This window comes from Psychrobacter lutiphocae DSM 21542 (assembly GCF_000382145.1).
GTDB classification, from domain to species: domain Bacteria; phylum Pseudomonadota; class Gammaproteobacteria; order Pseudomonadales; family Moraxellaceae; genus Psychrobacter; species Psychrobacter lutiphocae.
This window is the reverse complement of record NZ_KB907631.1, coordinates 40900-53137: the sequence shown is the minus strand read 5'-3', so window position 1 is coordinate 53137 and position 12238 is coordinate 40900. Positions and strand designations below refer to the sequence as shown.

Sequence of the window (12238 nt, the reverse complement as noted above, 5' to 3'; positions counted from 1 at the left end):
TAAAAAGGTATTTGCAAGGAGTTTATTATCTATTAAAGTCATATCTGTCGTTAATTATAAAACTTACTTTATAACATAAGTGCTCATTAGCAGTAAAATATTAAAGTATGTCAGTAAAATAAAAGTATGTCAGTAAAATTAATGATGGTAAATAGTTATTAACGACTAAACTTATTGCGATAGCTGCTGATTTAGGCAAACAGCACTTAAATCAACAGCAATCAAAAAAAGTGCATAAAAAATAGCGCTTAAATCAACAGTGATTCAAGCCAACAGTGATTCAAGCCAACTGGGCAACTGGGCAACAACTGTCGCTAGCTTGTCACTATTTGGCGCGCCACCTTGGGCGTAATCAGGCTTGCCACCACCTTTACCACCAAGTTCAGTGGCTAGGTAGCGAATGATATCGCCAGCTTTAATGTCACCAGTTAATGACTTGCTAACTGAAGCTGCCAGTGCAAGTTGTTCACCCTTTTCCCCGATTAATACAATAATTGTATCTTGTAGCTTGGACTTCATATCATCCATTAGGCCACGTATTGCCTTACCATCAATACCAGCGACTTGGGCAATCAATACTTTTTTATCTGCAATAAGTTGTACGTCATCGATCAAAGAAGCAGCTTGAGCGCTGGCAATTTTTTGATTTAGGCGCTCAATTTCTTTTTCTAATTCACGCTGCTTGTCCGCCATGCTTTGGACACGCTCAGCTACTTCTGGGCGTTTGGCTTTTAGCTGATTGGCTAGGGTCGTGAGCTGGCTATCCGCCTGTTGCACATAACGAAGTGCACCCATACCTGTCAAGGCCTCAATACGGCGGATACCGGCAGCAATACCTGACTCAGAGGTGATTTTGAATAAGCCAATATCACCTGTGCGTTTGACGTGCAGACCACCACAAAGCTCAATAGAGAAGGGCTTTTCAACACCATCCTCAATTTCACGAGTACCCATAGTTAACACACGTACTGTTTCACCATATTTTTCACCGAATAGAGCAGCGGCGCCTTTGGCCATCGCCTCATCAATGTTCATAAACTCAATTTGAGTGGCGATGTTGGCTTGAATTTGCTCATTAACCAAGCGCTCAATGGTCAATAAATCGCGCGCGCTGACTGGGGTGTCGTAAGAGAAGTCAAAGCGTAAAACCTCACTGGTCACCAAAGACCCTTTTTGTGATACTTTCTCACCGAGTACTTTACGTAAGGCGGCATGTAATAAGTGGGTAGCTGAGTGGTTACGTGCTGATGCCAAGCGGATATTTGACTTAACTTGGGCTTCTGCTGGTTGCTGGGTGGTTAGACTGCCCATATTGACCACCCCATGATGGATGATGGCTTGTCCAGATTTTTTAGTATCTTCTACTTCAAACACACCAGAGGCGCTACGAATCTCACCCATTTCACCGACTTGACCACCACCTTCGGCATAAAATGGTGTACGATTTAAGACGATAACCCCTTGTTCGCCTTCATTAAGCTCGTCCACTTCTTTACCGTCTTGGTACAGCCCTATAATGGTCACTTGATCATCCTCTAGCTGCTCATAGCCGACAAATTCGGTAGCAGTTTCGACTTTAATAGCTGCTGAGTAATCGACATCAAACTTGCCTGAGTCACGAGCACGTTGACGCTGTTGCTCCATGTGCTCATCAAAGCCAGCTTCATCAATGCTAATGCCACGCTCACGGGTAATGTCAGCGGTTAGATCCACTGGAAAGCCGTAAGTATCATAGAGTTTAAAGGCGGCTTCGCCAGAGAGGACATCCCCCGATTTTAACCCCTCAAGCTCACTGTCTAATAAGCGTAAGCCTTGGGCTAAGGTCTTAGCAAACTGTACTTCCTCTTTTTCAATAGCAGACTCGATAAAAGCTTGCTTTTCAACCAGTTGCGGATAAGCTTCTCCCATCTCTGTCACTAAAGGCGCAACCATTTTATAAAAGAAACTATCTTCTGCGCCTAGTTTGTTGCCATGACGCACAGCACGGCGAATAATACGGCGAAGTACATAGCCACGACCTTCATTACTAGGAAGCACGCCATCAGCAATTAAGAAGCTCACTGCTCGAATGTGATCAGCGATGACCTTTAATGAGGCCTGTCCTTCGTTTGCAATACCAAGCAATTTGGCAGCGCTATTTATGAGGTTAACGAATAAGTCAATTTCATAGTTACTATGCACGCCTTGTAAAATAGCGCTAATACGCTCAAGTCCCATACCAGTATCGACACTCGGTGCTGGCAATGGTTCCATGGTACCATCAGCGAGACGGTTGAACTGCATAAAGACACAGTTCCAAACTTCAATATAACGGTCACCGTCTTCTTCTGGAGTGCCAGGAAGGCCGCCTTCAACGTGCTCGCCATGATCAAAGAAAACTTCCGTACAAGGGCCACAAGGGCCAGTATCTCCCATTGCCCAGAAGTTATCAGATGCATATGGAGCGCCCTTATTGTCACCGATACGGATGATTCGATCAGCAGGCAAGCCAATGTCATTGTGCCAAATATTATAGGCATCATTATCAGTTTCATAGACAGTGACATATAGACGTTCTGCATCTAATGCCAACCATTGCTTTGAAGTTAAGAATTCCCAAGCATAGCTAATGGCCGCTTGTTTAAAGTAATCGCCAAAAGAGAAGTTACCGAGCATTTCAAAAAAAGTATGGTGTCGTGCGGTATAGCCAACATTGTCTAAGTCATTGTGTTTACCACCTGCACGCACACATTTTTGTGAAGTAACTGCACGGGTATAGTCACGCTTATCAATACCCAAAAAGCAGTCTTTAAACTGGTTCATGCCTGCATTGGTAAAAAGTAGGGTAGGGTCATTAAATGGCACCAAGCTTGATGACGGCACATGGGTGTGCTGTTTGCTGACAAAAAAGTCGATAAATGCTTGACGTATTTGAGCAGTACTTAAAAGCTTATCAGAGCTAGATGGCACTGAGTTAGAAGACATAGAAGAGATAGGCGCAGATTGAGTCACATGAACTCCTTAACAATGGCTGTAAGCTAAAAACTAAAAAATTATAATCTGGTCTGGATAAATTATAATCTGGTCTGGATAAAAGGTTACTGCAATATAAAATGCTAGCGACAAAGTTTAGCATATTTATACCAAAAACATGAGTTTCTGGTGTTGTCTTCGTCAAAATGGTTGGGTTTTAAAAAATAAATAGTGTTCATTTTGGGTGCATCTAAGTCAATACTCTCTAAAAACCAATATACTCTACCTCAATATCAACTCTTAACAAGGCTGTGGCTTTAGCCCAAAATTTGTCATAAAAATTTATTCTTTTACTGGGCTAAAAGCACCAGCATACAGCAAATGATAATAAGTTGAGAGTGAGGAACACTCTATAAGATAAGTCAACACACCCTATAACTTAATACATCTTACTCAACAGATAACAAAGTGGCATCAGTTTGGCTAATCTCATCAGTATTATTGGGACTAGACTCAATCACAACCACTGGCAAATAACGCAGTTGTACCCGCACTGGTAGGTAGTTTGGGTAATGTTGGTTTATTTGGTTATTAACCTGTTGCTCTAAATATTGAACATCAGTAGCGGATGGCTGGGTTTCCCCTTGTATAACAGCGCGTACTGTTTGATGGTCGCTACGAGTGACAAACTGAGTGGTGCTTAGGGTGTTGCCTTTGTCAGCAAAGTACTGCTTAATTTGTTCAGCTACTTCATTTTCAAACGTTTGTTTTTTGGTAATACTGTGTAAGTTGTAGCTTAAATAGCCACCAATGACGGTCAGAAGTAATAAAGGCACAGCGTTGCGCCTAAAAAAGGCAATGACTGGGCTGGTTTTGTAGTCATCTTCCATTAATCGGCGAAATCCAGTAAACCATAAGACTAAAGCGTTGGTAAACTGGATGGCAATGATGTTGGTGATGGCGAGTAACAAAGCGCCCAATCCCAGCGCTCCTTCGCCATGAGCGAATAAGATACCACTAGCTGCTAAAGGGGGCACTAAAGCGGTGGCAACAGCGACTCCAACCACAGCAACAGACAAATGCGGTGAAATCATGGCATACGCCCCAGCAGTACCACCAGCTAAAGCAATCATCAAATCCATCGAGGTGGGCTGAGTGCGCGATAAGATTTCATGGCTAAGCGTTGTGTCTTGATGGGTAAAGCCGACAATAAAACCAATGAATACCACCATAGCGCCACCTGCTAATACCGTCATTAATGACTTGCGCAAAAAAGGAATGCGGTAGTCAATAATTGCCAGTGCTACACCACTAATAGGTCCTAGCATCATAGCAACTAACATAGCGCCGATCACTACCGCAGCAGAGTTTATTACCAGTCCATAGCTGGCGATAATAGCGGAGAGCGCATTCATAATAAAATACATACGGCTAGGTAGGGCATTGGCTTCGATGTCAACACGAATGCCTTGATAGTCTATATCTATTTTACTTTTTTGGGTGGCGACAAATTGTTTATAAGATTCAAGTTTAGCTTCTTTTTCCTGTTTGAGCTTTTCTTCTTCACTTAGCTCGTCATCTTCATCATCTTCGCCATTTTCCTCATTGTCGTCACTGTCTTCATTTTCACTATATTCAGTGCGTTGCGTCTGTTTTTTGTCTGCGATATCGTCAGCAGGACTGTTAGACTCTATCTTTGTTGTTATTTGTAGTTGAGTATCCGACTCTGACTCCGACTCTGACTCTGAGTCTATATTGGTGCCCAGTAAGTCATTTGAGTTATTAGTACTACTTTTTGAATTCGGGGTTTTTATACCTTTTCTGAGAAATAACCTATCTTTATCAAACTCGCTAAACCTACTACTTGTAGCCTTTGCACGCCTTTTACTCGATATCTTAATTTTTAGATTTGGTATTACTGTTGACTCAAGGCTGTCACCATCACCTCCATTAACATCAGGGGCTAGGTCTGGTTCGTTTGTGTTGTTGCACTCAGCTTTGGTTTTAGTTTCAGACTCTTGCTCAAGTCCAAAACTTGTCTTAGAGTCAGCCTGAGCCTGAGCCTGAGCCTGAGCCTGAGCCTCAGTGTTATCGTCTGGATGGATATCAGTATCTGGATAGGGCAATGCTTCTTGTTGTGCTAAATAATCAAGGCGTTGCTTCTCTTTGGCTACCTGATGCGTGCTATATTCAGTGCATTTAGGGCTGGCTTGCTCTACATCTGTATCCACTGGATCTTCGACTTTAGCATTCAGTTTGGATTCAACAGACTTAGATTGTAGGTCTGCTGACTCTGGGACAGGTGACTCTGATGGGTCAAAATCAGAGCTGTCATTTAGCTCAGAGCTTGCCGTTTGTTTAAGACTATCATTGGCGACTGCAATAGCGACATCTGCAATAGGTTTATCAATTAAAGCGGCATCGATGATGATAAAGGGACAGTGCCAATGAATTTTTTCATTCGGAACTGTCTTGTAAACAAAGGTAGCTAAATCAGAAGTGGCAGCATCTGGGCTAAACTGAAAATAAGGTACGGGAATAAACAAGTGTTTTGCCATGGTAAGACCTAGGATTTACAGTTTGTAACGGTTAATGCTAGGGCGAGTCCCTAATGATACAGAATAATTAACTGTGCAAATTGACCTTGCTAATGGAAAGATAGGCCAATATAAAGCAGTATAAAAAGTAATTTTTTAGTATAACATTTTGCAACAAAAGCGTCTGCAACAATATACGATACGGCGTGTAATGAAATTAATTGTAAAAATCCTTAAAGTTATTAGGGAATTAGTGTATAACTATATTATAATTAATGCAAAATAGACTAGGATCTGTATAGCATTGATAATGAGCAATGATAAATGTCACTGACAGTCTGAGAAGTTTTGGTTATCAGCAGTACTAATATAATATACCAACTCTATACAGCCCCGAAGTATAATGTATAAAAGATATAATGGATAAGATAAAAACTGTTTAACGAATTCATTCAGAGTCTGATCAACAGCCCCTGATGTTGATAAGTCAATTTGATTGATTAGTTAACATATTTAAGGTCTATTAATCATTTTTAGTTTTTACTTAAATTTTTTAAATCTTTATAGTGAGGAATTAAGCATGAACTGGCAATTACTGAGTATGATTTGGGGAATGGCAGCAACTGTATTAATTGGTGTGCTTATGATTGCAGCTTTGGTAATAGGATTTGATGATATTCCACACATAATTGCAACTGCTGTGGTTGGTGCATTAGTGGCAATTCCTATCTCTTTTGTTCTGACCAAAAAGATTGGCAAAATTAATTAGTAAAAATTAACCAGTAAATAGAAAATAACTGACATAAAAAGGGTCTGCTTTATACAGATCCTTTTAGATCTCTTTTTTAGTTTTTTAACCTGTATCTATTAAGCAGGGTGGTTATTGAACAGTCTGTTATAAGCGGTTTTCTTATAGCGGTCTGTTCTAGGTAGTCTATTAATAGGTCTAAGGGGCTTTTTATTTGGTTCCCTTGGGGTATACCGCTATAAATCTGGTTGAATGCTGATTAGATACCATAACCGTAATTGCGTCTACGAAGCAGACACCGTATTATTATACAAAAGTTGGGCTTACACAGCGTAATAGCAACGCTTAAACCAGTTTAAAAACAGAGCTTAGTTCTATGAGGGAATATAAATAATGACTAAGATACCATCAGCAGGTTCTAAAGATACGGTACTCATGGCAATTAGTACTGGACCCTCATTCAATTATACTTCACATAAAAAAGATGCCGTTGCTGGTTATACCTTGTACTCGTTTATCGATAATGCAGAGGCGACAGCCGAACATACTTTTTTCAACGGTCAGCCTGCCTATTTACTTGATCAAACCACTCAGCCCAAATGTTTCGGCGATGCCGCAGGTATAGGGGGCGGTGTAAAATCAGGGACGATAGGCGGTGAGGTCAAACCTATATCAGGATCAAGCACCATTTTTATCGAAGGCAAGGCGCTGGTTAGAGAAGGTGATGCTTGCACGATGAACAACGGCAATGTCAAAGGAATGTATGTCACGGTAGATGCCGCTCAGGCTGAGCAAATTATGGCGCAATGGGCTGACCAGTCAACTGAGCAAGCTTTAGCAGATGGTGGGCTTTGGGCGGATACTGGAGGGCCAAGTGCTGCCGAATTGTGGCAGAAGTTCTTAGACATACCTTCTGAAACAGCAAAGAATTTGAAGGAAATAAGAGATAAGTTTCTTAGGAATTCAAAGAACTATGCGAAATTTTTCAAGGGTGATTTTAACGCTGGTATGCTAACAGCGGCTAGAAGTATGGCAGAGGACTATAACGCTGATTTCGCATATGTAGAAGGTGGCGTGAATATCGGTGGTATTGAGACATTTGGGACAATTTCAATAAATGTTCATAATGGAAAAGTGTATGTACCTGTAACAGCGAATGCAGGTATAAAAAGCGATTCTAAACTATCGGGCGGTGGAGTATATGGTATAGGATGGATAATAGATGCTCCAAAAAACATGTCAGACGCTGATGCTATGGATATGGGTTTGGGAGGAAAAGGTAGCTATACTAATGTAGCTTTTGGTGGTGGAGCAATAACCTACTCTCAAACTGACGATGGTCAGGTGAGTATGACATCTTTTGACGCAGGTCGAACGATAGGTGGTTCTAAAAGTAATGTTTTCGGTGTTGCAAGTGGCTCGACTAATATGGAAGAATTAGACTTATCAAAACAAAATATTAAATACGACAGTAACAAAAAAGAATATATTTACAATGATGATAAAGGGTTTGAAATAGAGTGGTAGTCAATACAAAAAAAAGGCAACGATAAAATGAAAACTTTGGAAGGTTTAACCCTCAAAACGCTGCTAATAAACAGTATGATTGTCATTTTAATTATTGGTTTTATGTTTACTATTAGTAATTCACCGACACCAAGACCTGATGGGATAGAAACAGAGCTTGAGCAAAAAATGCCTTGGTTAGAGCAAACTTCTAAAGATGTTGCTGAGTTTATGGATTATGAAGATGCAAATGTTTTTGTTTCATCTAGGAGTCATAAGTTTGTTAGTTATTATACCAGTCCTGAATATTCAGAAGACAAACTAATAAGTTTGGGTCACCATTTAAAAAGCCAAGGATGGGAGCCTATTAGCTTACAGCAGTTTTATGACTTACAAAATCAAAGTGTCTCTTTTACTACCAGTCAAGAGGTCAATGAGAAGACCATCATTTTATGCAAAGGCAATGCTACTGTATTAATATGGGTAGAAAACCTACTAGGCAAGTATAAACACACAGAAAATGTAGCGACCTCTATTTTTATAAAATATGACTATCTGTCTCCTTGTTATGGGCTAGAGACTTAACGAGACGATCATTTTCTAACGCCCTAGACTAGTACCTAATTTCTGACTTAGAGAATTTCCCAAACTCACTGTTCCTTGAGGATCTGGTGCTTCCTCAACACTATTAGCTACCTTCACTTTTTGTATCTCCAAAGGTTCAGGCAAAGTAGCTTCCTTATATCGGTCCTGATGATATTGGGCCTTAATTTTAACCCCTTCATCTAAATTCATCTTATCTAGTTGGCTGCGATGAATCTTATTAGGCTCATTGTAGTAGGTATTACTATTAATCTGTTGGATATATGGTTTAAACTCAATCCCCCTATAGTTTTTAGCAAACATACCTCCCGTAAGCCTCACACTCATAACCCTACCATTTTTGTCCTTTAAGTTATCGTGTTTCACTGACACACTGGTTTCGCTATTACTCCGATTGACGTTAAGTCCCCAGCGCCTTAACGTGGTCAAAAGCGATTGACGATTGGTGACTACCCCTCTTTGAGACTCAAGCAATAACCGCCGTTTAAGTGCATCTTCTAAATCACGACGATTTGGGGGATGTCCGAATTAATTTACCAAGCAGAAGCAGATGCTCTTTGGATCGATGTAAAGGGCGATGAAAAAGCATATTATGAAGGACTTAAAAAGATTGCTGAAAGGGATATGATAGCTTTTGATATATTGACTATGGGCTATCCTGTTGGAAAAGTTGGAAGTTTAGCTACTCAAGGGGTAATCAGAGCGATTCCTAAATTCTCTCTTTTCAGAGTTCCAGCAACACGTATTTTAGAAAACCCAAAAACCATTTGGAACAGACCAGCAAATACGATAGCAAAAGAATTTAGAGATGCTGGATATACAGTTGTTGAAAAAGGAAGTAAAGTTTCAGGTAATCAATCGCAAATTATTAAAATCCAAGGGCATAAGCAGATAACACAAATTCAAGTAAGCCCTTCTAGTACTAGACACGGTGGGGCATACTATAAAATATCAACCTCTGATAGAGGTATTGTGAAGGTTGTAGATAAAGCTACTTATAAACCAACTCCTGGCGAGAAAGCCACCATTATTTATAAATAGGATAGCAAAAATGAATTACTATTTGACACAACTAAAGTGGATCATAAATGCTTTTGCCTTAGAACCTAAACTTTTACACACTCTACTTCCAGTAGAAGATCCTATCCCTTTAGAGTTAATACAACAGTATGAAGGGGTAGTAGATGAAGACCTATCTAACATTAAATCTATTATATCCTCTGATCAGCTCATAAAAATTAAGTCTCTAAATACTTATTTATATACTCTTATGCAGAGAGAAGATTTGACAGATAATTGGTATGACAATAATTTCATTTACAGCAAAGAATGGGGAATTATTCACTCAATGGCTAAGGATTTTGAACAGTATATGGGTTGGGAGATTTCTGAGCCGTTAGAGCCATTATATAGCGAAATTATTTATGTCGATTCTGATGAGAAATAGAAACTAGAGAATTTCCCAAACTTTGTGTAACTGCTTATAATCCATAGTAAAGGAGAATAAGCAATGACAAAACAAACAGAACTAAAGAAACTAGCCGAACAAATGGCCAAACACGTTGGAAGCTTTGAAGACATCAAAGCATTTCAAAAAGAGCTCATGCAGTCATTTATTAACACTGCATTAGAAGCCGAGATGGAAGAACATCTTGGCTACCCCAAGCATGAGAAGGCGGATAAGCCAAACAAACGTAACGGTCACACCAAAAAGACAGTACGCAGTGACACAGGTGAGATTGAAGTAATGTTTTTGGTGTTGCAAGTGGCTCGACTAATATGGAAAGATTAGACTTATCAAAACACAATATTAAATACGACAGTAACAAAAAAGAATATATTTACAATGATGATAAAGGGTTTGAAATAGAGTGGTAGTCAATACAAAAAAAAGGCAACGATAAAATGAAAATTTTAGGCGATTTAAACCTTAAAACGCTGCTCATAAACATTACGATTGTTATTTTAATTATTGGTTTTATGCTAACTTTAAGCAATTCACCGTCACCAAGACCTGATGATATAGAAACAGAGCTTAAAAGTAAAACGCCTTGGCTAGAACAAACTTCTAAAGATATTGCAGAGTTTATGGGTTATAAAGACTCAGATTTTATTATTTCATCTAGGAGTAGTAGTTTTTTTAGTTACTATACTAGTTCTGAATATTCAGAAGATAAGCTTATACGTTTAGGTCAACAGATGGAACGTCAAGAGTGGATACCTATTAGTTTACAGCAGTTTAAGAGCTTACAAGATCCAGGTTTACCATTTACACCCAATCAAGAGGTTAATGATAAGACCATTATTTTGTGTAAGGATAATGCCATCGCGTTAATATGGGTGGAAAATTTACAAGGAAAGTATGAACATACAAAAGACATATCAACTTTTATCATGATTGAGCTCGACTATCTGTCTCCATGTTATGGGCTAGAGACATGACTCTTTCAAACTATTAATAAGCTCACTCATTAGATCCTTATCTCCCTGCCTAGTTAAGAATATGTCTAGATTGTCGGCTGTATATTGAGTTAATCCGACAACCTTACCAGTCTCTAGAAGCTCAACCATGAAAGCACCCAGTAGAATTTTTTGCCGTGTTATCTTCTTATCTAGCTTCTGTTTTTCTTTATTTATTTTAAGCTCAAGATCATTAATCTTCTGCTGTTCCTTTAAATCATTACCACCAAGTAAGCTCATAACCCTTCCTTAAATTACCAAAACTATAGTTCTTGCAACTATAGCAACTTCGCCAGTACCTAACAACAGTTTATGATATAGTTAATTGGCGGATGGCTGCGTCCCACTGACTAAGTGCGAGTTTTCGACTTAAAACTATAATCCACTACGTTACTCATAATTTCAAATCAAAACCTCGTGAGGGACAAGCCCCCTCAACCCCCTCCCCAAACAAAAAGTCGTTTGGGGTAAAGCAAAAATTGGAGTTTGTACAAAATGGCCATTTTCATCGCCAGCTCAAAATCAATAAGTAGAGGTAAAGGGCAATCAGAGGTTGCGTCTGCTTCATATCGTGCTGGTGAAAAATTAGAAGATAAGCGATACGGAAAAGTTCATAATTACTCAAAACGCTACGGTGTTATGAGTGCTGATATTATTTTGCCCTCATCTTTAAAAGATAAAAAGATCAGTATCAATAGGAGCGAGCTTTGGAACAAAGCTGAGCAAGCAGAAAACCGAAAAGACGCAACGGTCGCTCGTGAATGGTTAGTTAACTTGCCATATGAACTATCAGAAAAAGAGCGAAAAGAACTAGCTCATAAGTTCAGCCAAGAGCTAGCTGACAGATACGGAGTTATTAAAGATTGTGCTATTCATAAACCGGCCGACAAAGAAATAAATGAGGGGCAGATCCTCGTAATTTTCATGCGCACATCATGCTAACAACACGCCAAGTCGAGCTAAACGAGAATAACGAAATAATACTAACAGACAAAAGCACAGCAGAACTGTCAGATAAAAAAAGACGTGAGCTTGGACTTGAGCGTATGAGCCATGAAGTTAAACAGGTGTGCCAATTGTGGGAGTCAGGCGCAAATGAAAAACTAGCAGGGCATGGCTTAGATCTAATTGATAGCAGCAGTTACAAAAGCCAAGGAGTTGATATTGAGCCATAGTTCAAAATGGGGTCAGTTGCAACAAAGCTAGAGCGTAGAAAGTACGCAGAAGAACTTACTAACTGCCAATTGACCGTTAATTTTTTAGCGCTTTTGATTTTCACATCAATTCAATCACTATACCTATTCAACCGCTATACTAACTTAATTACTTAACCCCACTCTCAACTTATTACAATCCCAAATAGGCTGGTGATTTTAGTCTAGCCAAAGAATAAATTTTTATGACAAATGTTGGGCTAAAGCAAAAGCCCTGT

At 39.5% G+C, this 12238-nt stretch carries 12 protein-coding genes and 1 pseudogene; 9 read left to right on the top strand and 4 right to left on the bottom strand.

Going from position 1 to position 12238, the window contains the following annotated elements; translation table 11 throughout:
* Positions 1 to 264: 264 nt before the first annotated feature.
* Both alaS and H140_RS0105385 read right to left on the bottom strand, forming a co-directional pair.
* Entirely contained in the window at positions 265 to 2964 is a 2700-nt protein-coding gene (gene alaS / locus H140_RS0105390) for an alanine--tRNA ligase (protein ID WP_019672640.1), read from the bottom strand.
* Positions 2965 to 3401: 437 nt separating this feature from the next.
* A complete protein-coding gene (locus H140_RS0105385) occupies positions 3402 to 5510 on the bottom strand; it encodes a DUF389 domain-containing protein (protein WP_019672639.1) in 2109 nt (702 codons plus the stop codon).
* Positions 5511 to 6069: 559 nt separating this feature from the next.
* Here H140_RS0105385 and H140_RS0105380 point away from each other — a divergent pair.
* From H140_RS0105380 to H140_RS0105370, 3 genes are all read left to right on the top strand, one after another.
* Positions 6070 to 6258, top strand: a complete 189-nt coding sequence (locus H140_RS0105380) for a hypothetical protein (RefSeq protein WP_019672638.1) — start codon at positions 6070 to 6072, stop codon at positions 6256 to 6258.
* Between the two features lie 372 nt (positions 6259 to 6630).
* Positions 6631 to 7764, top strand: coding sequence for a PAAR-like domain-containing protein (locus tag H140_RS15115; RefSeq protein ID WP_019672637.1), 1134 nt, complete (start codon positions 6631 to 6633; stop codon positions 7762 to 7764).
* 27 nt (positions 7765 to 7791) lie between these two features.
* The gene (locus H140_RS0105370; protein ID WP_019672636.1) at positions 7792 to 8328 is read left to right on the top strand and encodes a hypothetical protein; all 537 of its coding nucleotides are present in this window, start codon (positions 7792 to 7794) and stop codon (positions 8326 to 8328) included.
* A gap of 15 nt (positions 8329 to 8343) precedes the next feature.
* On the opposite strand, the gene H140_RS16115 is transcribed toward H140_RS0105370, so the two are convergent.
* Positions 8344 to 8649, bottom strand: a complete 306-nt coding sequence (locus tag H140_RS16115) for a hypothetical protein (RefSeq protein WP_201546663.1) — start codon at positions 8647 to 8649, stop codon at positions 8344 to 8346.
* Positions 8650 to 8865: 216 nt separating this feature from the next.
* Between H140_RS16115 and H140_RS0105360 the strand changes: the two genes are divergently transcribed.
* From H140_RS0105360 to H140_RS0105345, 4 genes and pseudogenes are all read left to right on the top strand, one after another.
* Positions 8866 to 9387, top strand: a complete 522-nt coding sequence (locus H140_RS0105360) for a hypothetical protein (RefSeq protein ID WP_019672634.1) — start codon at positions 8866 to 8868, stop codon at positions 9385 to 9387.
* A gap of 10 nt (positions 9388 to 9397) precedes the next feature.
* On the top strand, positions 9398 to 9793 hold the full coding sequence (locus H140_RS0105355) for a hypothetical protein (RefSeq protein WP_019672633.1): 396 nt from the start codon (positions 9398 to 9400) through the stop codon (positions 9791 to 9793).
* Positions 9794 to 9856: 63 nt separating this feature from the next.
* Positions 9857 to 10093: pseudogene (locus H140_RS15815) on the top strand (transposase); the annotation flags it as partial.
* Positions 10094 to 10251: 158 nt separating this feature from the next.
* The gene (locus tag H140_RS0105345) at positions 10252 to 10788 is read left to right on the top strand and encodes a hypothetical protein (protein WP_019672631.1); all 537 of its coding nucleotides are present in this window, start codon (positions 10252 to 10254) and stop codon (positions 10786 to 10788) included.
* Here H140_RS0105345 and H140_RS0105340 read toward each other — a convergent pair.
* On the bottom strand, positions 10777 to 11046 hold the full coding sequence (locus H140_RS0105340) for a hypothetical protein (RefSeq protein WP_019672630.1): 270 nt from the start codon (positions 11044 to 11046) through the stop codon (positions 10777 to 10779). The two genes, H140_RS0105345 and H140_RS0105340, sit on opposite strands and share 12 nt — an antisense overlap.
* 255 nt (positions 11047 to 11301) lie before the next feature.
* Here H140_RS0105340 and H140_RS15110 point away from each other — a divergent pair, with 255 nt between their 5' ends.
* Positions 11302 to 11748: a MobA/MobL family protein gene (locus H140_RS15110; protein WP_051086862.1), complete on the top strand. Its 447-nt coding sequence runs from the start codon at positions 11302 to 11304 to the stop codon at positions 11746 to 11748.
* Positions 11742 to 11981: a hypothetical protein gene (locus H140_RS16370; RefSeq protein ID WP_051086861.1), complete on the top strand. Its 240-nt coding sequence runs from the start codon at positions 11742 to 11744 to the stop codon at positions 11979 to 11981. The genes H140_RS15110 and H140_RS16370 overlap by 7 nt, the downstream gene beginning before the upstream one ends.
* Positions 11982 to 12238: the final 257 nt, after the last annotated feature.